We start from the raw sequence: 24406 nt of genomic DNA on the forward strand, positions 1-24406 counted from the left end.
CTATTTCAAGGCGCTTCCGAGCATACCTGAAATAAATTGTTTTTGCAGTGTTAAGAAGAATGCAATGATCGGAACAGTCGCTAACGTAACGCCCATCATCACTTGACCGTAGTCGATATAAGAGAGTCCCATTAAGCTAGATAGCGCAACAGGGAATGTGTACATATCGTTCGTATTCAATACAACGAGCGGCCACATAAAGTTGTTCCACTGCGTCATGAAAAGGAAGATCGAAGCAGCTGCTAAAGCTGGTCGCATCGATGGAATGACGATCGAGATAAAGATACGCGTTTCGCTTGCGCCATCAAGACGTGCTGACTCCATCAACTCTGTAGGGAATGCCAGGAAGTTCTGTCTTAATAAGAAAATCGCAAATGGGAAGCACAATTGCGGTGCGATAACTGCAAAGTACGTGTTTAATAGATTAAAATCAGACATCATTTGGAACAACGGTATCAGTGTTGCCTGGTAAGGAATCATCATGGAAAGCAAGAATGCAGTAAAGATGAACTTTTTCCCTTTGAAGTTGTACTTCGCTAGAACGTAGGCTGCGCTCGCACAAACTGCAAGGGAAATCACTACATAAAGTCCTGAGACGAAGAGAGAATTAAACAGTACTCTGAAAATACCAATTGACTCATTTAGATTGGTTAAGTTCGTCATAAACTGATCGCCAGGTAAAAGCGTTGGCGGGTTCGTAAACATTTTACTAGAGTCGTTCGTCGCCCCGATAAACATCCAGTAGAACGGGAAGATCGAAACAACAAGGAAGATGCTTAGTAGCGTATACATCCAAACGGCTTTTAGCTTATTTTTCTTTTTCTTAGGTTTCTTTTGTTGCCTTTGAGCAAGGGTGAGTTTATTCGTCGACTGTTCAATTACCTCAAGGTTCTTAGCCATTAATCATCACCTGCTATCTTAAATTGGATAATGGAGAGAATACCAACCATCACAACAACCGCGTATGCAATTGCGGAAGCGTAGCCGAAATCAAAGTATTCAAATCCACTCTGGTAAATATAAAGTCCAAGGGTCATCGTTGAATCCGCCGGTCCACCGCCTGTTAAGTTGAATGGCTCGTCGAAAAGCTGAAGCGTTCCGATGGTTGACAGAATACCTGCAAAAAGAATAACGGGTTTTAGTTGTGGAACAGTAATGTAGAAAAATTGCTTAAACTTATTCGCTCCATCAAGAGAAGCGGCTTCGTATAAATCTTCTGGAATGTTTTGAAGAGCTGCTAAGAAAATAACCATGTTATATCCTGTCCATCTCCACGTCATGGCGATAATGATCGAAGCCTTTGCCCAAAACGGATCAGATAACCACGGAATTGCGGTAATCCCAATGTAGCTTAATGCCGTGTTAATAATTCCTTCTTCTTGAAGCATGATCGAAAATAAAATCGAGTAAGCTACAAGCGATGTGACAGCCGGAAGAAAGAATGAGACGCGGAAAAATCCTTTTAGCTTTAACAACTGGTTGTTCAACACGTTGGCTAGTACCATTGCAAGAATGATCATAACTGGGACTTGAACAACAAAGATAATGAATGTGTTCTGCATCGCCGTCCAGAAAATATCATCATTCCAGAGACGCGTATAGTTTTTCAATCCTGCAAAAACGTATTCTCCACCAACTCGTTCCTGAAAACTGAGAACGAAGGAAGCGATAATCGGATAGACGGTAAATGCTAGGAAAAGCAGAATGGCCGGAGCTGCGAATAAATATGGAAAACGTTTCGCTCGATTCATGAATATCCCACCTTAACATGACAGGGGTCGAAATGAATCAACCCCTGATGATTTCTGTAGCTTATTGAATACGGTTTTTCAAACGATCTTCTGAAGCTTTTAATGCTTCTTCAATGCCTTTACCGTTCGCAATTTCAGATTGCGCTTTAACAGCTTCATCCTTCGCTACGGCATAGTCTCCTGTGTAGTTAACAGCAGGAATGCTATCCATTTCGTCAGCAAGTAGACTCCAGATCGGCTGATTGTTAAAGAACTCAACTTCTTTTGTAAATGCCTCGTTACCATAAATCGTGTTTAGTGAAGGGAACAAACCACCTTCCATTGCAGTTAATTGAACATCTTCATCTGTTGAGAAGAATTCCATAAAATCATACGCTAGATCAGCATTGTCGCTTGCACTAGGAATCATGTAGTTACTTCCGCCCAAGTTAGATGCGCGATTGCCACCTTCTTCAAACGCCGGTAGCTCAATTAATCCCCATTTTCCTGAAGTATCCTTGCCCTGCTGAGTGATCGAACCGTACAACCATGCACCCGATGGAGCTGTCGCAACATCTCCACTAGTCATAGCGCTAATCCATGCGTCCCAACCTACTGTTTCTTTAACTAGTCCTTCTTCATTTAGATTCTTTTGTACTTCCATTGCTTTTTTTGACTCTTCTGAAGTGAGGGCTACATTTTTCTCATCGTCAAAGTAGAATGTGCCTTGCTGATTGAGCATCATACGATAAAGACCGTCATCACCGTTCAGATCAAGACCAATCATTGCTTTATCCGTTTTTTCTTTAATTGTTTTACCAGCTTCGATATAGTCATCCCACGTTTTAATATCTTCCGCATTTACGCCAGCTTCTTCAAAAATATCGGTGCGATAGAAAACTCCTGTTGGTCCACCGTCAAACGGGAATCCGTACATGGCGCCGTCTTTTGAAACAAGCTCTGTCTTATAAGACGGGAAGCTCTCTTTCATTTCGTCAAATCCTTTATCGGAAACGTTTACAAATGCGTCCGGAAAAGCACTCATATAACCTTGAACGCGGTCATCTTCCACAAGAACGATATCTGGTAAACCTTTACCTCCTGCTTGAAGACCAGTTGTTAACTTCGAGTAAACATCGTCAGTACCCATTTCAACAACTTCTAGTTCAAAATCCGGATTTTCTTCTTTAAATTTCTCGGCTGCTTCTTCAAGCACCGGTACATTAATATTCCAAGCCCAAGCTGTTACTTTATTGCTATCGCCTGATCCTTCACTATCATCTCCACCATTCCCACACGCCGCAAGAAACAGACTTAAGACAAGCATCATACTTATACTAACTAGACCCGTTACCTTCTTCATCGACTACCCCTCCAATTAATTACTGAAAACTTTCAAAATTCGTAATGAAAGCGTCTACACTTATTAGAATAGTCGAAGAGGTAAACATAGTCAAGTAAACTTTTACTAAAAGTTTACTACTTTATTTACTTAACAATTAATGGAAGTTGTTACACAAGAAGAAAGTGTCCATCTATGACGGACACTTTCTTCTTTTTGTCTTTATAGGGGGTCAGGTGCGTACCTGACCCCCGCACTATTATTGAATCCGATTCCTCAACCGATCTTCAGCCGCTTTATAAGCCTCTTCAATCGATTTCTGACCATTCATCACTTCGGATTGTGCTTTGATTGACTCATCACTTGCAAGCGCATAATTACCTGTATAGTTCACAGAAGGAATATCATTCATCTCGCTTGCAAACAGCTCCCAGATTGACTGATTGCTAAAGAATTCCACATCCTTTGTGAATGCATCATTTTCATAAATCGTGTTCAGCGTTGGAAATAAACCATTGTCCATCGCCGTTAGCTGTACGTCATCACTAGTAGTAAAGAATTCCATGAAATCGTAAGCCATATCCTGATTCTTGCTCGCGCTTGTAATCACATAGTTACTTCCACCAAGGTTCGCTGCACGGTTTCCATCTTCTTCAAACGCCGGAAGCTTAAACACTCCCCAGTTACCTTCTGTGTCTTTAGCTTGCTGTGTAATAGAACCGCTCAACCACGCGCCAGAAGGAGCCGTCGCAACATCACCTTGTGCCATTGCACTAATCCACGCGTCCCAACCCACTGTATCTTTAACTAGTCCAGCTTCTTTCATCATTTGTACTTTTTCTGCCGCCATTTTAGATTCTTCAGAAGTGAAGTTCACATTCTTTTCATCATCAAAATAGAATGTTCCTTGCTGCGTCATCATCATACGATAAAGACCGTCATCACCATTCAAATCAAGGCCAAGCATTGCTTTTCCTGTAGCTTCTTTGATCTTTTTCCCCGCTTCAATAAAGTCATCCCATGTCTTAATATCATCGGGATTTACACCAGCTTCTTCAAAGTAATCTGTTCGATAAAAAACGCCCGTTGGACCACCATCAAATGGGAAACCATACATTGCATCTTCTTTTGAAAGAAGGTCTGTTTTATAAGTAGGAAAGCTATCCTTGCTTTCATCAAACCCCTTATCAGATACATTTACGAACGCATCGGGGAATGTTTCCATATAACCCTGAATACGATCATCCTCGACAAGTACGATATCTGGCAACCCTTTCCCTCCAGCTTGAAGGCCAGTCGTTAATTTCGAATAAACATCTTCACGACCGAGTTCCACAACCTCTAGTTCAAAATCCGGATTTTCTTTTTTAAACTTCTCTGCCGCTTCTTCAAGAACTGGAACATTAATGTTCCATGCCCATGCTGTCACCTTTTTACCATTACTATCTCCGTCTCCCGCCGACCCTTCACTTGAGCTATTATCACTAGAACAAGCACCGAGAACTAACATCAGAATAAGCAAGAAACTAACTCGACCGATTACCTTTCTCAAAATAACCCCTCCTGTTTGTTTACTAAAAAACACCGAACAACATAAATGAAAGCGCATTCATATTTATAGATTAAGGTACAAAAGGACTATAGTCAAGTAAATATTTACTGATTAATTTACTTTTTGACGGCTATATTCTTTTCATTCTGCCTCATGTATTTTAAGTTTTTGTAAAATATTGAAGAAAAGCAAATTTCAAAGGTATAAATGCTATAGTATTAGGTGGATTATATTTAATTATTGGAGGAGCTATATGGTATTTAGTAATCTCGTTTTCTTATTTGCTTTTATGCCGATCGTCTTATTTTCTTATTTTTTTGCTAGAAAAAGTTTTCGAAACATCGTGCTTCTTATTGCTAGTCTTGTTTTCTACGCATGGGGAGAACCACAGTATGTCTTTCTGATGCTCTTCTCTATTATAATGAACTATGGTTTTGGGAGAGGAATTGGCTATTTTCATAATCAGCTCGCAATAAAAAAATTCCTCCTAACGTTATCGATCGTCGGTAACATTGCAATTCTTGGTTACTTTAAGTACGCAGGCTTCGTATTAGCTAATGTTAATGGCTCCTTTGGGACAAGTTTTGAACTTGGAGAGCTGCCTCTTCCAATTGGAATCTCGTTTTTTACATTCCAAGCGATGAGCTATGTCATTGATATTTATCGAAAAGACGCACCCGTTCAGAAAAATGTTTTCTCACTAGCTCTTTATATCTCTCTTTTCCCACAGCTCGTTGCAGGGCCAATTGTTCGATACAACACCGTTGATCAACAAATTCATTCTCGCTCTATAACTGCTGATAAGGTACACGAAGGAATCAAACGATTTATTATTGGTTTATCAAAAAAAGTACTGTTAGCTAATAGTTTCGCAGTTGTTGCGGATCAGGCATTTAACACTCCCGCAGGTGAAATGAGCGTGATGATGGCGTGGATTGGTGTTATTGCTTACACACTACAAATTTACTTTGATTTCTCAGGGTATAGTGACATGGCCATTGGTCTAGGAAAAATGTTTGGCTTTGATTTTCTAGAGAACTTTCGATACCCCTACATATCTAAAAGCATTTCAGAATTCTGGAGAAGATGGCACATTTCTCTTGGGACATGGTTCAAAGATTACGTTTATATCCCACTAGGTGGGAATCGCCATGGAAAGCTTGTGCAGGTACGTAATCTTCTAATCGTGTGGACGATTACTGGGTTCTGGCATGGCGCTAGCTGGACGTTTATGGCCTGGGGATTCTACTACGGGGCAATTATCGTAATTGAAAGCCTCGGATTTGGTAAATGGTTAAGTCGCCTATGGTCGCCTCTTCAACATATCTATGTCCTACTGCTCGTCATGATCGGCTGGGTCTTTTTCCGCGCTGATAACTTTACGTATTCATTTGAATACTTACAAACGATGTTCGGCTTTAATCAGGCTGCTTTCGCAGATTCAATGTTCCTATTGCAGTGGAATGATAACTGGGTGTTATTCCTAGCTGGCGTTATTTTCAGCACACCTTTCATAGCGAATATCGGCAACATTTACAATCGAATGGCGACGAAAGCAAAGGGACTACAGGTCGTCACGCTTTTCTCAGAACCAGCGATTTATATGACGCTAATGATTTTCGCTATGGTTCGATTAGTCAATTCTAGTTACAACCCATTTATTTATTTCAGGTTTTAATGCCAATAAAGGAGCTTTGCTATGATTCAGCGACTTGAAAAGGCAAGGAAGTGGATGCTCATTATCTTATTCTTTGCGTTTATCTTTACCGTTTTCTTCTATCTTACAGTTTCAGCAGATATTGAAGTATCTGACGTAGAAAAAAGAGAACTAGCTCAAAACCCTGATCTTTCAATTGAGAATGTTTCGAACGGAGAATACATGAACGATTTTGAATCGTATTTTCTTGATCAGTTTCCCGGTCGAAATATCTGGTTGAAATCATATCTTCAATATCAGCAAATGACGAACAAAACCTATATTTTTGATTACTATGTATCTGACTCGAATTGGATCATCCCAAAACCGAGTTATAGTAAGCCTTCTACCCATATTGATGAGGCAGTTGATAACTTAAATGAATTTGCGACAACGATAAAGGATGAGGGTAAGGAAGTTTATTTTGCTTCTCTTCCTCATAAAGTGAATACCATCGACATCCTGCCGTCTTATATTGAAGAGGGAACAGGAATAGAAAAGAAAGATTACTTTTTCTCAAAATTTAACCAAAAGAGCATCCCAACAGTTGATGTTGGGAAAGAATTTAAAGAAGAATATACTGATGATGAATTGAAAGAGCGCTACTTCAAGACAGACCATCACTGGAACATGTTTGGGGCGTTTGAAGGCTATCAAAAAGTAGCAGACCTTCTCTCTGAGAATTCAACTTACTACACAAACATGAACGAAGACGACAGTGACTATGAATTAAAGTGTTATAACGACAAACAATTTATTGGAAGCTATAATAATCAGCTTTATTTAACGGTTGATGCAACAGGTGAAAAGATCTGTCACATGTTACCTAAAGATAATCTATTTGATAACTATCAAATTACCTGGAACGGCAAAGAGCGTACATTTAAACAGGTCTATGGTACAGACATATTTAGAGATAACGATCCTATCGATTTTGGTGGGCTGTACATGAACAATACAGCTGAAATTACAATCGAGAACCCTGCCGTTCAAGAAGAAAGTCGACTATTGATTTTAAAAGATTCCTACGCAAACCCAATTGCGTTCCACATTGCCCAGCATTTCTCCAATACGACTGTTTATGATATCCGTTATAACGATGATCAGATATTAACAGAGTATATGGCGGATAAGGATTTTGATGTAGTCCTGTTCTTGTATAATGACGCCATGCTTCAAGGCGAATCCTTCCGCTTCTCAACACCAATGGAAGACTAAATCGAACGAAGTTTTAGTTGAGCAAAATAAATGAAACCAGCTCTCAATGAAGAGAGTTGGTTTTTTTGTCTTTGTTTTGAGAACAGCTGTCTTTTGTTGGGGACAGGTACGCACCTGACCCTCCCCTCATACTTCCGCAGTTACCCCATATACAGACTCATGAAAATGGTGTATTTGAGGTTCAAGTCCATTCTCTTTAAAAATCTGCATCATCTTCTCAGAAGAAATTCGCTCATGAAGTGGTGGGCCCATATCCATTTCAATGGCTTCCCATTCAAGTACAAGCAATTTCTGTCCCGCCTTAATAATTCGCTTAAATTCTTGGAATGCTCTCGTAAGATCGGGCACTTCATGAATCACAAACGCCGCAATCGCTTTGTCAGCGACGTGATCTGCCAAATTCATCTGCTCTAGGCTACTGACAACGTACTCGATATGTCCAGCTAGATCTTCTTCTGAAACACGCTTCTGAAGAAGATCTAGCATCTGCTTTTCAATATCAACCGCATAAACCTTTTCAGCTGCTTCCGATAACGGCAATGTAAAATACCCATTACCCGCTCCTAAATCAGCTACATGATCGGTTGCCTTTACACCAAGATGAGCGATAACTTGTTCAGGTGAAATAATTTCCTTTCGTTTCGGATCAAGTAGTCGATCCGCATTACCTGGTTTGAATCGTTTACCAGCCACAACGAGAACCTCCTTAGAATTTCTTTCTAATTCTTCACAACCCTACTGGCAGATATACAATATTTAAACACTAAAGCCCACTCATTAATGAGCGGGCTTTAGTGTCCTCTATAGAAAGACAGCTGTCCTCCGTGGGGGTCAGGTACGCACCTGACCCCTCTTATACCCATCAGGATTTTCCGACTGCCAGCGCCACGTGTCGCGGCACATTTCTTCAATGCCTTTTTCCGCTTTCCAGCCAAGCTCAGCTTCAGCTTTCGCCGGATCTGCATAGCATTCTCCAATATCGCCAGGACGGCGCGGAGCAATGGAGTACTTCACTTCTTTCCCAGTCGCTTCTTCAAAAGCCTTCACCATCTGAAGCACGCTATACCCATTTCCCGTGCCAAGGTTATACGCTTCTACTCCCGTTGTACCTAGGATATGCTCTAACGCTTTCAAATGCCCGTTAGCCAGATCCTCCACATGGATATAATCACGAACGCCTGTACCATCTGCTGTATCGTAGTCATCTCCAAACACGCTAAGCTTTTCGAGTTTTCCAACCGCAACCTGACTAATATACGGCATGAGGTTATTTGGAATCCCGTTAGGATCTTCCCCAATTCTTCCGCTCACATGAGCTCCGATTGGATTGAAATAGCGAAGAAGGGCAATGCTCCAGTTTGAATCAGAAACATGAAGATCACGAAGAATCTGTTCAATCATGAGCTTCGTTTGTCCATACGGATTCGTTGCGCTTAAAGGGGCTTCTTCAGTGATTGGCATAAGATCAGGCATACCATAAACGGTTGCAGATGAGCTAAACACAATGTTTCGAACGTTAAATTTCTCCATCACTTCACAAAGAATGAACGTCCCTGTTAAGTTATTATGGTAATAATGAAGTGGCATGGAAACCGATTCGCCAACAGCTTTCAAGCCTGCAAAATGAATGACTGCTTCAATTTCATTTTCTTCAAACACCATTTCTAAAGAAGATCGATCAAGTAGATCCACTTCATAAATCGGAAAATCTCGCTCAGTTAACTCTTTCACACGATCAAGCGATTCCATTTTACTATTCGAAAAGTTATCCACGACAACAATATCGGAACCTTGATTAAGTAACTGAACACACGTATGACTTCCAATATATCCAGCACCGCCTGTTACTAATATAGCCATTCTTACTCCCCCACTTCTTGTTATGTCACCAAAAAATTCCTTCTCATCATATCACATTCATTCCCATAAATTCAGCGCAAATAATGAAAAAATCGCTCTCTATGAGAGCGATTCTGCTATAGAAGGAAGCAAATCATCTAGACAAGAGTCTGGATTTCTTTCGTTTTCCTTTCTCTTCTGAATCAGCAGCTAAAAGACCTTCCTGCTTCTTCATTCCTTCTTCTTTGAAGCGACGCTTTTCTTCTTTCGACCACGATTTATACTCTTTAATAAAAGCTTCATACTTCGGCATGATATCTTTCATTGCGCCATACTCACGGATCGTGCCATGTTCAAGCCAGATTGCTTTATTACAAAACTTCTTCATCTGGCCGTTTGAATGACTAACAAAGAAAATTGTTTTTCCTCGTTCCTTAAACTCCTCCATTTTGACAAGGCACTTATCGGCAAACGTCTTGTCACCTACAGAAAGGGCCTCATCGACGATCAGAACATCTGGGTCAACGCTAATGGATATTGAAAAACCTAGACGTGATTTCATACCACTGGAATATTTTTTAACAGGCATATCGATAAATTTACCGATATCTGCAAAATCAATAATGTCAGGCTTCATCTTTTCAATAACGTCTTTCTTATATCCCATCATAAGCAGCTTCAATTCGATATTCTCGCGCCCTGTTAGCTCTTTATTTAAGCCAGCAGAAACAGCGATAAGGGAAACATCACCTTTTACGTCAATTTCCCCACTAGTTGGTGGCGTGATATTAGCGACAAGGTTTGAGAACGTTGATTTCCCGGACCCGTTCACTCCGATGATACCAACGACATCACCTTCACCTGCTTCAAATGTTAAATCACGAATGGCATAGAAATCCTCCCCGTAGCCACCAGGGAGAAGAATATCCTTGAGCTTATCAGAGTTCTGCCTGTGCATTTTATATTTTTTCGTAATCCCGTTTAATTTAACTGAATAACTCATAAACGACAGTCCTTATTAAATATAGTCTACGAAATGACTCTTGAACTTCATATGCAGGTAGGAACCAATCATCAGTAAGAGCACAACGACTACCCAGTAGTAAAGGGTATATTGCAGTGTCTGATGAACCCAGCCCATGCCGAGAAGTGCATCTCTGTAGCCTTCCACTATATAGTATAGCGGATTAAGTTTCATCCCAATCTGAATAAATCCAGGAAGATCATCAATTGTCCATAAAATTGGTGTTAAATAAAGAAACATCCGAATAAACGACTGAAGCATTTTGTGCACATCTCGAACGATTGTCGATAGCGTCGACGTAATGAGAGAGATGGCAAAAATGAGAATAATTAAAGCAAACATATAATACGGTAGTTGAAGCAAATGCCAGGATACCCCCTGGCCAGTTAATAACACTGCTGCAAAGTATATACCAAGTAAAATCAAATGTTGATAAAAGACTGACATAATCACATAGCTCGGAATCGTACTCATTGGAAAGTTCATTTTGGATACCATTGATATCCTAGTATAAATCGACTTTGATCCTTGAATAACAGCAGGATTAAAGAAGAACCATACAACAAGACCAGCGGACATCCATAGAACAAATGGGACGCCATCAACCGGGTTCCCGTTTCGTATTCCAAAGCCAAATACAAACCAGTAAATACTCATTTGGAAAAGGGGATTTAGAATCTCCCAAACCATACCAAGATAATTATTGCTATTCGTGCTCTTTACCTGATAAACCGAAAGCCGATTAATTAGGTAGAAGTTGCTAACTTGTTCTTTTAAAACTGCAATCATAGAATTCATGCTTATTTTGCCTCACTAACAAAAATTTGGTCAACAACCTTTTTGGTAGCAGACCCTCCTTCAAGGTAACAATAAGTGTTATAGAAATCGTTATACTTTTCTTCAAATACGCCAAATCCTTCATTTTCAAACGTTTGAATGGCGTGTAAAACTTCTTCAGATGTTGTCACGACAGGACCTGGCGCCTCTTCTTCAAGATCAAAGTAAAAGCCACGCAATTTATCACGATATGAAGCAAGATCATAAGCGAAGAAAATAATTGGTCTCCTCAAATTAGCATAATCGAAAAAGACAGATGAATAATCTGTAATCAACACATCAGAAATTAAATAGAGATCATTGACATCGACACCAAGTGATAAATCAAAAACAAATCCTTCATATGGAGAAAGATCAAACTGCTCTGCAATTAAATAGTGCATCCTTAATACAATAACATATTCCTCGCCGATTTCACGTCTCAATAAATCAAGATCTAATTTCAGCTCATGTTTATATTTCCCCGGTTGATAAAATTCATCATCTCTCCAGGTTGGGGCATAAAGAACCACTTTTTTTTCTGTAGGAATGCTATACTCCACTTTCAATGCATCAATTTTTTCTTGATGATTTTCAAGATGAAGACGATCATTACGTGGATAGCCCGATTCTACCATTTTTTTCTTAAAACCAAATGCTCTCTCAAAAATCTCAGATGAGTACCGATTCGGCGAGATTAAGTAATCCCACTTCGCTGCTTCCTTATAGAAATTATCTTTATAGGAAAGCGTGTTTGTTCCAGGCATGTACACTTCTTCCATATCACCTGCAAGCTTCTTAAGCGGCGTTCCATGCCAAGTTTGTACATAGACAGTGTGAGAAGGCTTAGGAATCCAAAGCGACATCCGACTATTAGTCACCCAATAACGAGCACGAGCCATGAGATAAAACCATCTTAGCGAAAAACGCTTTACAGTAGGTATACCCCTTTTACGGAAAGACTCAGCATGAGATTCTTCAACACTCCAAATCATGTCTAAATCATAGTCGTGCTCTAACAGATATTCGTAGATCGCCCTTGGATTACAGCTGTACTGCTTTCCAGAAAAGCTCTCAAAAATAACAAGGCGCTTGTTTGCTGGAAAACGGCCCAACGCCACAAAAAGAAGTCGACTAAACGCCTTCATTAACGGATATATTTTCAACATTCTCAATAGCTTTTTCATGAAATGGACACCATACTCCCGACTAGTAGTAGATTACCTCTATTCGAAATGCGCTGTCGCTTTGAAAAAACAGGATAGTGCCATATCGCCTTCACCAGCGGCAGTACCCTGTTTCTCTAAAGTCTATCTACATTTCAGCTTTCTCGGGCTCAAATACCCTATTAATTACTTTTCTAGAAGCGTGCCCATCATCAAGATGACAATATTTATCATAGAATGCATCAAAATTGCTTTGATAGGTAGCTTCTATTTTATCGATATGCTCAATCGCATCTATGACACCGTCCGACGTTTTAAGAAGCGGACCTGGTGCTTCATTCTCAAAATCCATATAGAATCCGCGAAGAGAATCGCGATATTTTTCAATGTCATAAGTGAAAAATAAAATGGGACGACGTAAATTTGCGAAATCAAAGAATACGGATGAATAATCAGTAATCAGAATATCTGATAATAAATAAAGCTCCGCAATATCTCCGTAGTCAGATAAATTGTATACAAAATCGCTCATTCCAGTCGTATCAATATGCTCTGCAATTAAATAATGCATGCGTAGACCAATCACATATTCGTCACCAAGACGTTCCTGCATTTCGCTAAGGTTCAGCTTTAAATCAAACTTATACTTCCCCTTACCGTGAAACTCGTCATCCCGCCACGTTGGGGCATAAAGAATGACTTTTTTATCAGCAGGAATACCAAGTTTAGCCTTTATTTCCTGCTGACGTCTAGCTTTTTCTTCATCCTCAAGATAGAGGATATCGTTTCTCGGATAGCCCACATCAAGAACTTCTTTCCCGAACTTAAAGGCTCTTCTGAAAATAGAAGTCGAATAATCATTTGGCGAAACGAGATAGTCCCATTTTTGTGCTTCATTGTAAAAGTTCCGCTTATATTTTTCTGTTGTCGTGCCAGGCATACGTACTTCTTTCATATCAGCTGCCAGTTTTTTGAGCGGTGTACCATGCCATGTTTGTAAATAAACTGTCTCAGGACGTTTAATCGCAAAGTTTGGCATTCTGGCATTCGATACCCAGTACTTGGCAGTCGCAAGATGGTAATAGTAAGCGGGGCTTAAGCGTCTCACCTGCTTAGGATTCCCCGGTATATCCTTTTTCTTTTTATCATAAACCCATAAATAATCATACTTATGATCGCTTTTTAACAGTTCTTCATAAATGTAGCGAGGGCTATCTGAATACCCCTTACCACCGAAGCTCTCAAGAAGTACTTTTTTCGGTTTCATTGGCATTTTCACAAGAACCGTTCGGTAAAGCTGACGCATGAGTAAGTGTTTCTTCCTCAATGATCTACGCCACTGCCTTAAGCGTACTCGAAACATCATTGACTTCAGAACGGCTTCTTTTTTCCCCTTTTGTAGAAGACGATGCTCTCTTCGTTCGATGATATTCCGTCTCTTAATCCTTCCAGGTGCTACTAAAGAGAGACTGTTCTTTAAAGCAGTGAAATGATCAAACAAAACGTTAGAGTTCTTCACGGCTTTATTAGTTATGCTCTTTGAATAATAATTTAACAAGAGAAGGTCCAAATAGCGACTAATGCTTTTCGTATCAGCGTACGACATCTTCATTTTATGATAGACATAAAATAAATCAGGCAACTTCTCCTCTACAGAATGGAGCATGAGAGTTGGGTGGTCGATCGGATCATAGCATTCTCCTTTTAAATAAGTGGGAACGCCTGTAATCATCGGAATCTCCTCTGTATTTACTATTGCTGGAATGGAGAAGGTAAGGTCCGTGTAAAAGGTAGCTTGTTCATCAAAACGAAGCTCATGAACATCCACAAAGTCTTTGCGTAGCAACAAGTTAGTAGCACTCCTACGACGAAGTGCTTTGATTTTTCTTCCACCACTTAATCTACGCAAATAGTAGGAATCTTCCCCGATTTCCATTGGAATAGCAATTTTTCCAGCTTTGAAAATAGAACCACCAATGAAGTGATCTTCTCCTATGTTGTTTAGGAGAAGGTCTAGTGTGTATGGCGCCAGGTAATCGTCACCGTCAACAAAATAGATAAACTCGCTTGAAGCGTACTCGATCCCCATGTTGCGCGCTTTTGAGACACCAACATTTTTATCTAGATGATAGCAAGTCATTCTCGAATCGCTGTAACGCTCAATAATCCCCTTACTATTATCAGTTGATGCATCGTTAATCAGAATGATTTCTATATCCTGAAAAGTCTGCTGTAATAGGGAATCAAGGCATTTTTCGATATAGTCTTCTTTATTATAAACGGTTACTATTACACTAATTTGTCCCATAACAATTCCTAGCACCTCAACTATTTATTCTTTCTTTCTACAATTGCTTATCCGTTAGATACAAGTAGCTCTTTCTTGATTTTCGATGTCGAAATTCCCGCTGTGCGAGGAAGATAAATGACTTCACAATGATCTTTCAAGAAATCAAATTTCCCTTCCCAATCATCACCCATCACAAAGATGTCTACATCGTGATTTTTTACGTCATCTACTTTTTGCTCCCAGTGTTCTTCTGGAATCACTTCATCAACATAGCGAATTGCTTCTAATATCATTTTGCGATTTTCATAGCTATGATATGCTTTTTTATTTTTAATTTCATTAAATTCATCTGTTGAAATAGCTACAATAAGATAATCACCAAGATCTTTCGCTCTCTTCAATATATTAATGTGGCCCCAATGCAATAAATCAAATGTACCGTAAGTCAAAACCTTCTTCATTTCGACCCCTCCAGTTAGTAGTGTTTAATAATTTTTACGAGACGTGAATTAACATACAATTTACAATCTTTAATAACACTTAACATCACGCGAGTTCATTATGATTTATAATGGATTTATATTGAATATTAGCTTTTATCAAATGAACGTGATGTAATGAAGACCCGTAGGCCTGTCTTTAATACAAGCATGGCAAGGAAAAAGGATATATAGTAAAGTAGCAGATCTACTCCTGTTAGTTGTTCAACAATGATGATAACAACGACAGCTACAAAGAAACCAGGTAGACCGAGCAGAACAGCTACAATATCAAAGAATAATGATCCATCTCGAATCGAATTAACAGGATCTTGAGTGGTTGATTGTGACATCGTCAGCTTCGTTAATTGATAAGCAATCGGAACGAGTAATGCCATAATAATCGCAACAAACGTCGCATAAACAAGAACCATTTCGAGAATACTAACATCTAGCATTCCAGCTTGTCTTAATACCGTTAAAACCATCGATAAAAAGACAGGTAGAGCAGCTGCTTGGATAATAATATCAATATAATAACCTTTCGACGACGTTTGCTTCGTAATGCGAGCAACTTCACCATCTACACAATCAAGTAGATAACCGAGATTGTAGAAGAGCGCCGCAAGTATAATGGATAGTGGTGTAGCGATCACAAGTGATAAGCCTGAAATGAGAATGAAGAATACACTCATCCAGCTTATCGTATTTGGTTTTATACGCATCTTACAAAAAAGAATTGTAAGGTAAATCGAAATTCGACGCAGTACGTACCATGACCACAGGTCTTCTTTGTAACTTAATGTTTGAGACTGCTTACGATATGCAAGGATCGTCTCATTATCAAGAAATGTGGTCGGTAGTAATTCTTGCCCATTTTTCATGACCGGTCTTCACCTTCCAGTATTGTTTGCTAAAGTATCCGCCTACTAGTCCAAGTCCTCTCGTAAAGTGAAGCAAAAAGAACTGCATCACAGTTGGGAAATAAGCGCGGAAACCATGTTTTTTAATAACTCCTAGCGAAGAAATGCCGATCATCATCATATAAATAGTAACGAGCGTGATTAAGCTGATTAGAAACCCATTGTTAAATAGCGCTCCAATTCCAAGACCTGTTCCAGTTAGAAATGCTATTAACGGAGCAAGCTGTCGGAATCTCATCACACCTCGAGTACTTCTCGATGCAATAATACCCCATTTTCCATCTGCATAGGATTTCTGAACAAATGCTTTCAGACTATCTCTTGCGTAGTAAGTGGAAGCAATTTCGCTTGATAAATAAAACTTGCCACCCTGATTCCGTACTCTCGCATGAAATTCAATATCTTCACTTCTTCTTAAGTTTTCGTTGAATAATCCGGCTTTCTGGAACACTTCACGTTTGTAAGCGCCATAGGGCACGGTATCTACTCGCCCTTCCCATTTGCTAGAGCTCTTTGTGATGCGGAACATAGAGTTCCCAACGCCCATAGGATGTGAGTAAACATAAGCATTAATCGTTCCCCAGAACCCTTTTCCTTCTGTTCGAATGACTCCACCAACGCAGTCCATATCTGGCTGACGCTGAGTTAAGTCGTAATAACTCGTAAGGAAATTAGTTGGAATCATAGTATGACCATCTACTCGAAGAATGTATTGCCCCTTCGCGTTTTGAATGGCAAGATTCCATCCTGTCGGCAACGTCTCTTTCGGATTTTCAAACAACCGTATTCTTCCCGGGTTCTTACTACTAACATCTTCTATAATATCCTTCGTTCGATCGGACGACATTCCATCTACTACTAGAATTTCATATGAATCTTGAGGAAACTCCTGTTGCAAGACACCTTCCAGCAACTTTCGTATATACCTCTCTTCATTCTTCACGACGAGAAGCACGGAAAAGAACAATTCTTTCATTTCTTTTCATCCCTTCACAACTTCGCCTTATCTCTCTTTTAATCTAAGAGACTTACATAAACCTTTTCAATCTAATATTTAAGTATACATGATACAGGTTAAAGAATCATTGTAAAAATAAGGGAAAAGTAATTTATTTTCTTTCAATTGTGTGAACAATCATTGGCCATTGCTGTCGTTTTCTAAGAATAAACAAAGACTTATCGCAGAAAAGCGAGTTTGAAATGAGCAGTATTTTAATATTTCATAATGCATTTACGTCTTAATTAACATACTGACATCCTTCGTCACTCTCATTAAGATTGTGGCCCTACAATCACTTGCAATAAATGGATGCTTAGTTAGAATCACGTACTTTAGTGACCTATGCAATCTAAATCCGGCACATACTTTTTGATTGCTATGGGAATAGGAGATTCTATCGTTGAAAAAAATGATCCATTTTATGCTTAAACAGACTTATACATAGTTAACCTACATTACCCTTTTAGATGTAATTAAAAACAATGAAGAAATGAGAAGTAAAGGTCAATAAAAGCAAACAAGACCCAATAAATACAAAGGAAAGCGTTATTTCGTTATGCTTTATCATAACATTACCCAAATGAGAAGGATACCGACTATCGCTGTCGAAAAATCTGTTATGGAGGCTAACGATAATGAAGAATGGCTTCTTATTTGGAAAGCTACGTTAGCTTAAATTGTTGATTCTTGATTTTAGGCTAATTCGAGTGAAGTCTTCCTATCGTCATGTCTTTTCATTATGAAAATGCAGGAAAATAGTCATGATATATGTTAATATTAGTAAGCACTTATTGGGATTTTGAAAACAATTAGTTACTGGGAGGATTCAACATGAGAGTTAGAAAGGCGATTATACCTGCCGCTGGTCTTGGAACAAGGTTCTTACCAGCAACTAAGGCACAGCCAAAAGAAATGCTACCAATCGTGGACAAGCCAACGATTCAATATATTGTAGAAGAGGCTGTCGCTGCTGGAATTGAAGACATTATCATCGTTAGCGGTCGCGGAAAGCGTGCTATTGAAGATCATTTCGATAAATCATATGAGCTCGAAGAAACGCTTATCAAGAAGCAAAAAGACAAGATGTTAAAAGAAGTACAACAAATTTCTAATCTCGCTAACATTCACTACATTCGTCAAAAAGAACCTAAAGGACTTGGGCATGCCATTAATTGTGCTAGCCGCTTTATCGGCAATGAACCTTTCGCTGTTCTCCTTGGTGATGACATTGTAAAATCAGACCAACCATGTATCGGCCAGCTAATGGATAGCTACAATCGTTACCGCACTTCAATCGTAGGTGTTCAACAAGTGGCTGACGATGCTGTTTCTAAATACGGAATCATCTCTCCTAAGGGAGAACAAATTGACAACGGCATTATTCCAATTAAGTCACTCGTTGAGAAACCATCCCTTGAAGAGGCACCTTCTAATTATGCCATTCTTGGACGTTATATCTTAACTCCTGAAATCTTCTCCATTCTTGAGAACCTACCTAAAGGTGCAGGCGGAGAAATTCAGCTTACAGATGCGATTAAGGTGCTAAATGAGCAGCAAGCAGTCTTTGCTCATGAGTTCGAAGGTCAGCGTTATGACGTTGGTGATAAATTTGGATTCATAAAAGCAACAGTTGATTTTGCCCTTAATCGTCCAGATCTCCAAAAAGATGTGATGAACTATTTAAAACAAGTTGTGGATCAAGAACTCACAACAAAGAAATAAATAAGTAAGTAAGACAAAAACCGCACTCCTCCCATAATAGAGGAATGCGGTTTTTATTATTTGATTTTCTCTAGCTGTTTCTCTGCAAATTCACCACCAATCGGTAGCTTATACATCTGTCCCTGATAAGCTTTTACCATTAAGACAATCCAAACAATTAAGCTTAGCGGTGGCAATATAAGAAGAGAGACAAGCGATCCTATAATTGGAATCACATTCATAACAAGACTTGCGACAAATAATGTTCCGAACACAACGATCGACTGCATGGCATGAAAACGCACAAACTTGTTTTCCTTTTCAATCAACAAGAAAATAATACCTGTCACGAACCCCAGCACATAGGTCAACAGTCCTGCGACATTTTCCTCCATACCACTCGATGTTTTGCGAGGGGTTTGGCCCATTTTTTCAGGGTTATTCCCTGTTTCCACTGCGATACCTCCCTTATTTTGTAAATTCTGAATATTGTTTAAATTAATTTTATCAAAAGAAGGAATTGGAGGGTAGTATACGAAAGTATACTACTTAGACAAAAATCGAGTACTTTTTCAGTGGAGTGTGATAAGGATGAACCTTCCAGATAACCCCAATCAAGAACAAATTCAGTCGAAGGCTTTTCCGTTTAATATTACGAGAGAAAAAGAGTTAGCCGTATTTTCTCGTTTGCTAGATCAAAACGGTAGCAGCATTCTATCCGTATATGGACAGCCCGGGACAGGAAAAAGTGAGCTAATGACGCATTATCAAAAGGAAGCGTCAGACAGAGATATTGTTTTCTACCTTGTAAACGCACAGTATTCAAAGGCTGAACCATCCGCTTTTCTCCAATTACTATTGGAGCAAATGGGAGCATCTAACCTATACATTTCGCCTCTTGAGGCAATTAATATGCATATTCAACATCTTGAACAACAAGGAATTCGTTTCGTCATAGCCATTGACTCCTATGAACGCTTTGAGAAATTAGATGAATGGTTTAGACAATCTTTCCTTCCATCTCTTCCCTCTTCAAGCATTCTTATTTTTTGCGGACGTAAAAAGCTCAGGGAATCCTGGAGGGCATCGATCTGGTATCCGTTCATTACTTCCATTGAATTAAAAGGTTTCAGCATCGGACAGTATGATTCTGCCTTTCGCACTCTTAAACCAGAGCTCACTAAGTTAGCCTGGCAATTTTCAATTGGTAATCCCTATGCATTATCGCTTTGCGTTCAGAAACTAAACGAGACGCAGGAATGGAATGAAAAGGATGAGCAGAAAATTTATAGAACCGTCGTCCAAGAATGGCTAAGTGAACTTGAAGATGATCGCCTCCTTCCCTACATAGAAGTGGCGTCGATTGGTCACTACATTCAACAGGAAAAGCTTGAAGTAATGCTGGATCAAACGATCTCGCGAAAAGATTTTGAAGCACTCGTATCCCTTTCCTTTTTTGAGGAAACAGAGTCAGGGTGGCAGCTTAACACTCTTTTTCAACGGGCAATGAGAGACGACCTGCGTAGAAGAAAACCCACGTATTATCATCAATTATGGAAACGCGCCCTGCTCTATTGTCGATCCTTTTTTAAGCATGACCGTGTCATGGATTCCACCGAAATTAGCGAATTCTTCTACTTGCTTGGTGAACCTATGATGCGTGCTTCTTTATTTGATCATGACACGCTTTCTACCTATAGTATGACATCTGCTAGCTCAGACGATTGGGACGTGGTTCTGCCTTATTTGAAGAGTCCTCCCACGATGAATGACGCCGGCGAAGTCTCGTTCATTAATGATCAAAGTAGCCAGGATTTTCATCAACGTGCTCCAAAGAGCCGTGATAAGCAATCAGCCTATATAACGAAGGAAATGATTGAGTCTGTAGGGATTCAGCATGTGAAACTGCTACGTCACCGTGGTGGAAAAGTCATTGGAATCGCGTTTCTTATTCCAATCCAGTCCTGCACGCTTAAGAAGCTACAGCAAAGCCCTGTTACAAGAAGTTATTTTAAGAGGCTGTCTTCTGCAGAAGAAAAACATATTTTATCTCAGGATAAGCCGGCAGGGTGGGTCATTCGATACCTCGGTGTTAAAAATGTGAGTCAAATGGAAGATCGCCAGGCACTTTTGTATCATCTTCTGCCTCTTGTTCTAACAGAAGGGATTCTCGTTGCATCGACACCGCTTCCTTTTTATCAAGATTTATTAGAGCAGTTCCGTTTCAGCGAAGTACACGAGGCAATGCATTTTGACTATGGTCCAGACCGACCTTCCAGGACTTATGAACTTGATTTAAGAAACGCTCGTCTTTCCCAGTACCTTGAAACATTCGCCCAGGCGCTCGGCGTAAATCTAACCGAAACACCACACCATCCATTTCAGTTTACTCCGCGTGAAGAAGAAGTTGTTACACTCGTCATCCAAGGATACTCAAATGCTAATCTTGCTGCTGAACTCTCCTTAAGCGAAGTGACTATCAAAAAGCATTTAAGTCGAATTTATGAGAAAACTGGTGTAAAGAACCGCACGCAGCTAACGCGTATTATGCTTGAGAGGAAATAATGGAAGAGCGGGGGTCAGGTGCGGACCTGACCCCCGCTCCTTTAAAGAGGTGAAGCACTAAATGAATGAAACGAAAATTTATCTTGTACGTCATGCTCATTCTTCTTATACACCTGATGAATACGGACGAGGATTATCACCGAAGGGCAACAGGGATGAAAAGAGCCTTACACATCTAATGAAAGAAAAACAAATTGATGTTGTGCTTTCTAGCCCTTATAATCGAGCGATTCATACAGTTGAAGGCATCGCAAAACATCACTCGATAGACATTCAAGTTATAGAAGCATTTAAAGAGCGAACACTTGCTGGACAACCTGTTGATGATTTTCAATCCGCGATCGACGCTGTTTGGCAAGATGAAACGTTTAGCTACCCTGGTGGTGAATCCAACGAACTCGCTCGTAGCCGAGGAGTGAGCGCCCTACAAAACGTACTAAAAACATACAAAGGAAAAAGCGTAGTGATTGGTACTCATGGGAATTTAATGGTTCTCATGATGAGTCATTTCGATGATCAGTACGATAGACACTTTTGGGAAAATCTCGATATGCCTGATGTCTATTGCCTCACCTTTCAAGGAGAAGAGTTAATGAAGGTGGAGCGTATTTGGGAAAGAACAGCATAAAAAATGACAGCCCTTATGCGCCGTCATCTTTTATGCTGTTCAAGTGTGTGGTTTACTTTCTTGCGAAGAACTTGAACCCTCGATATGTCTCAATTTAAAGAACCTTACTCTAAAACCCCCTCTTTCTTTAACTTCTCCTCTACGCTAGCGAGAATGTTTCGATTCCCTTCATTTTCAGGACCTTTACCATGAAAATCTTCACTACAGTGTGACTCTGTTAAATAAAAAGCATTATAAAGGAGGCGGCGATCTTCTATAGTGATTCCGCTATTTGGGAACAAATACGTACAGCTTGTATCAATTTCAGTACGCTTGTCTTTTTGATCCACATAATAGAATTCATCCGTTACTGCCCCGTATTTCATATCTTCCGTTGAAGTTAAATACGTACCGTCTTCGCTATAGGGAATAACCGTAAAGCCTTTTTCTTGTTTTAATTTCGGAGCGCCTTCCACGTTGTAAATCACGATCAATTTCCCCTCAAACCCTTCAGGAACTAAATGAACGGTATCTGTTTTTTCATGATGAACGGTAGTAGCCTTAGACGAACATGAAGCGGCCATCAACATTATCAAAACCACGATGAGTAATCTGATCGCATACATACGCTTCTCCCCCTGACCGTTTGTACCTTTATCTTTTTCGACGGTGATGGTTGCACTTCCTTCACATGGAAAAATTCCTAACAACAAGCTGACTGGGTTTTGACGATGCACTATGTCAATCGAGTTATTCTTCTCATAAAAAAAAGCCCGCCTTCTTTGGAAAGCGGGCTTCATCCGTTAGTTAAACGGCAATATCTTTTTCAACAGCATTTGAATCATTGAACTTATCGTGGTTCAACTTGCCAAGAATTCTTGATGTTAGTGTACCTGAAGTCATCGCACCATTCACATTTAACGCCGTCCGCCCCATATCAATGAGTGGCTCAACAGAAATGAGAAGACCGGCTAAGTAAACGGGTAGGTTCATAGAAGAAAGAACGATTAACGCAGCAAATGTCGCTCCGCCTCCCACTCCAGCCACACCAAACGAACTAATGCCAACGATTAAGACAAGTTGGATTAAAAAGCCAGGACTGAGCGGATCAATACCTACCGTTGGCGCAATCATAACTGCGAGCATCGCTGGATAAATTCCCGCGCAACCATTTTGGCCAATCGTTGCACCAAAGGATGCAGACATGTTCGCTGTTCCTTCATCAACACCAAGGCTATTTTTCTGAGCGGAAATATTCAAAGGAATTGTCCCTGCACTTGAACGAGAAGTGAAGGCAAACGTAAGAACAGGTAATACCTTCTTCAAATATGTTAGTGGATTTAATCCACCTGTCGCAACCAAAATCAAATGAATGATAAACATCACAAGCAGTGCTAAATAGGATGCAAGAACGAATTTCCCGAGTTCGAGAATACCGCCTACGTTCGTTTGAGCGACGGTAGTTGCCATCAAGCCCATAATCCCGAATGGAGTTAACCGAAGAACTAGTGTGACGATTCTCATAACGATCGCATAGACAGCATTCACACCTTTCGTGAAGATGGCTGCTTGCTCTGGATTTTTACGACGTACACCTAGTGCCGCGATTCCAACAATAGCTGAGAATATAACAACGGCAATCGTTGAGGTCGGGCGAGCTCCTGTCATATCTTCAAACGGATTTGCAGGGATAAACGCAAGAATTTTATCTGGCGTACTCATATCTTTCACACTACCAAGCGTTTCTTCTAGATAGCTTCCACGATCCTGTTCCGCTTGCCCTGCTTCAATTTGCTCTGCATTTAAATCAAAGACGAGCGAGCTACCTACACCAACAATCGCTGCAATCATCGCGGTTGATACAAGGATTCCAATAATCCAGCCTGACATTTTGCCAAGCTCTGAAGTCTTCTCAAGGTTCGTAATCGATTGAATGATCGAAACCATGACAAGTGGTATAACAATCATCATTAGAAGGCGTACATATCCGCTCCCTACAATGCTATACCAATCTGATGTTTGACTCACAATCTCTGAGCTAGCTCCGAAGACAGCTTGCAAGTAAACACCTAACACAACCCCAAATCCTAAACCAGCAAACACACGCTTACTAAAAGACACATGCTTCTGCTGCATCTTAATTAAAACACCAATAAGAACAAGTAAAATGGCAATATTCACAATGACTAAAAATGTATCCACGCTATTTCCCCCTTTTATTTTCTCTATAAAACCAAAACTTTATAATCCATATAAGTTTAGTCGGCATTAATCTAAAATACTACCAATTTGTGGCACTGTCAAGTGCTGGTGCCTGTCACTCCCCGCTATTTGTCGAATGGAGGAAAAGGCTTAGGAAATCTCCATCTTAAGTATGAGTTGAAAACCGAACTGGTGACTGGTTTATTTGATACGCATACGGCGTAGACTGTAATTAACAAGGAAAGAGAGAAACAAG

At 40.0% G+C, this 24406-nt stretch carries 20 protein-coding genes and 1 pseudogene; 5 read left to right on the plus strand and 16 right to left on the minus strand.

From position 1 onward, the window contains the following. From AC0VYJ_RS19135 to AC0VYJ_RS19150, 4 genes are all read right to left on the minus strand, one after another. Window positions 1-792, minus strand: a complete 792-nt coding sequence (locus AC0VYJ_RS19135) for a carbohydrate ABC transporter permease (RefSeq protein ID WP_475367522.1) — start codon at window positions 790-792, stop codon at window positions 1-3. 107 nt (window positions 793-899) lie between these two features. Continuing rightward, complete coding sequence (locus tag AC0VYJ_RS19140; RefSeq protein ID WP_159785293.1) at window positions 900-1751, minus strand: carbohydrate ABC transporter permease; 852 nt, start codon at window positions 1749-1751, stop codon at window positions 900-902. 61 nt (window positions 1752-1812) lie between these two features. After that, entirely contained in the window at window positions 1813-3093 is a 1281-nt protein-coding gene (locus AC0VYJ_RS19145; RefSeq protein ID WP_430243389.1) for an ABC transporter substrate-binding protein, read from the minus strand. 238 nt (window positions 3094-3331) lie between these two features. Then, window positions 3332-4624, minus strand: a complete 1293-nt coding sequence (locus AC0VYJ_RS19150) for an ABC transporter substrate-binding protein (RefSeq protein ID WP_475365916.1) — start codon at window positions 4622-4624, stop codon at window positions 3332-3334. Between the two features lie 253 nt (window positions 4625-4877). Between AC0VYJ_RS19150 and AC0VYJ_RS19155 the strand changes: the two genes are divergently transcribed. Further along, complete coding sequence (locus tag AC0VYJ_RS19155; RefSeq protein WP_475365917.1) at window positions 4878-6302, plus strand: MBOAT family O-acyltransferase; 1425 nt, start codon at window positions 4878-4880, stop codon at window positions 6300-6302. Between the two features lie 21 nt (window positions 6303-6323). Continuing rightward, the gene (locus AC0VYJ_RS19160; RefSeq protein ID WP_475365918.1) at window positions 6324-7538 is read left to right on the plus strand and encodes a DHHW family protein; all 1215 of its coding nucleotides are present in this window, start codon (window positions 6324-6326) and stop codon (window positions 7536-7538) included. A 126-nt stretch (window positions 7539-7664) separates the two neighbouring features. Here AC0VYJ_RS19160 and AC0VYJ_RS19165 read toward each other — a convergent pair whose 3' ends face one another. From AC0VYJ_RS19165 to AC0VYJ_RS19205, 9 genes and pseudogenes are all read right to left on the minus strand, one after another. Continuing rightward, window positions 7665-8231, minus strand: a complete 567-nt coding sequence (locus tag AC0VYJ_RS19165) for a class I SAM-dependent methyltransferase (RefSeq protein WP_475365919.1) — start codon at window positions 8229-8231, stop codon at window positions 7665-7667. Between the two features lie 138 nt (window positions 8232-8369). After that, a complete protein-coding gene (galE, locus tag AC0VYJ_RS19170) occupies window positions 8370-9398 on the minus strand; it encodes a UDP-glucose 4-epimerase GalE (RefSeq protein WP_430243381.1) in 1029 nt (342 codons plus the stop codon). Window positions 9399-9594: 196 nt separating this feature from the next. Continuing rightward, a pseudogene (tagH, locus tag AC0VYJ_RS19175) lies at window positions 9595-10380 on the minus strand (teichoic acids export ABC transporter ATP-binding subunit TagH); the annotation flags it as partial. Between the two features lie 15 nt (window positions 10381-10395). Next, window positions 10396-11199 carry an ABC transporter permease gene (locus tag AC0VYJ_RS19180; protein ID WP_226615391.1) on the minus strand — a complete coding sequence of 268 codons (804 nt, stop codon included), beginning with the start codon at window positions 11197-11199 and terminating at the stop codon, window positions 10396-10398. Between the two features lie 2 nt (window positions 11200-11201). Next, window positions 11202-12404 (minus strand): CDP-glycerol glycerophosphotransferase family protein, encoded by a 1203-nt coding sequence (locus AC0VYJ_RS19185; protein WP_475365920.1) that lies wholly within the window; start codon window positions 12402-12404, stop codon window positions 11202-11204. Window positions 12405-12531: 127 nt separating this feature from the next. Next, entirely contained in the window at window positions 12532-14691 is a 2160-nt protein-coding gene (locus AC0VYJ_RS19190) for a bifunctional glycosyltransferase/CDP-glycerol:glycerophosphate glycerophosphotransferase (RefSeq protein ID WP_475365921.1), read from the minus strand. A gap of 47 nt (window positions 14692-14738) precedes the next feature. Then, the gene (tagD, locus tag AC0VYJ_RS19195; RefSeq protein WP_194218652.1) at window positions 14739-15134 is read right to left on the minus strand and encodes a glycerol-3-phosphate cytidylyltransferase; all 396 of its coding nucleotides are present in this window, start codon (window positions 15132-15134) and stop codon (window positions 14739-14741) included. Between the two features lie 128 nt (window positions 15135-15262). Beyond that, window positions 15263-16036 (minus strand): CDP-alcohol phosphatidyltransferase family protein, encoded by a 774-nt coding sequence (locus AC0VYJ_RS19200; RefSeq protein WP_475365922.1) that lies wholly within the window; start codon window positions 16034-16036, stop codon window positions 15263-15265. Next, the gene (locus tag AC0VYJ_RS19205; RefSeq protein WP_430243374.1) at window positions 15996-17051 is read right to left on the minus strand and encodes a glycosyltransferase family 2 protein; all 1056 of its coding nucleotides are present in this window, start codon (window positions 17049-17051) and stop codon (window positions 15996-15998) included. Before AC0VYJ_RS19205 ends, AC0VYJ_RS19200 begins: the two co-directional genes overlap by 41 nt. 855 nt (window positions 17052-17906) lie before the next feature. On the opposite strand from AC0VYJ_RS19205, the gene galU reads away from it, so the two are divergent. Beyond that, window positions 17907-18797, plus strand: a complete 891-nt coding sequence (gene galU, locus AC0VYJ_RS19210) for a UTP--glucose-1-phosphate uridylyltransferase GalU (RefSeq protein WP_303534280.1) — start codon at window positions 17907-17909, stop codon at window positions 18795-18797. A 56-nt stretch (window positions 18798-18853) separates the two neighbouring features. Here the strand turns inward: galU and AC0VYJ_RS19215 are convergent, their stop codons facing one another. Then, window positions 18854-19231 (minus strand): DUF4870 domain-containing protein, encoded by a 378-nt coding sequence (locus AC0VYJ_RS19215; RefSeq protein ID WP_430243373.1) that lies wholly within the window; start codon window positions 19229-19231, stop codon window positions 18854-18856. Between the two features lie 136 nt (window positions 19232-19367). On the opposite strand from AC0VYJ_RS19215, the gene AC0VYJ_RS19220 reads away from it, so the two are divergent. Both AC0VYJ_RS19220 and AC0VYJ_RS19225 read left to right on the plus strand, forming a co-directional pair. Next, a complete protein-coding gene (locus AC0VYJ_RS19220) occupies window positions 19368-21341 on the plus strand; it encodes a LuxR C-terminal-related transcriptional regulator (RefSeq protein ID WP_475365923.1) in 1974 nt (657 codons plus the stop codon). Window positions 21342-21402: 61 nt separating this feature from the next. Beyond that, window positions 21403-21969, plus strand: a complete 567-nt coding sequence (locus AC0VYJ_RS19225; protein WP_430243368.1) for a histidine phosphatase family protein — start codon at window positions 21403-21405, stop codon at window positions 21967-21969. Window positions 21970-22073: 104 nt separating this feature from the next. Here the strand turns inward: AC0VYJ_RS19225 and AC0VYJ_RS19230 are convergent, their stop codons facing one another. Both AC0VYJ_RS19230 and AC0VYJ_RS19235 read right to left on the minus strand, forming a co-directional pair. After that, window positions 22074-22574 (minus strand): DUF6843 domain-containing protein, encoded by a 501-nt coding sequence (locus AC0VYJ_RS19230; protein WP_475365924.1) that lies wholly within the window; start codon window positions 22572-22574, stop codon window positions 22074-22076. 181 nt (window positions 22575-22755) lie between these two features. Then, window positions 22756-24150, minus strand: coding sequence for an L-cystine transporter (locus AC0VYJ_RS19235; RefSeq protein WP_475365925.1), 1395 nt, complete (start codon window positions 24148-24150; stop codon window positions 22756-22758). Between the last annotated feature and the right edge of the window lie 256 nt (window positions 24151-24406).

This window comes from Anaerobacillus sp. 63XJN7_5_ISO-PGPR-S23-430 (genome assembly GCF_056173695.1).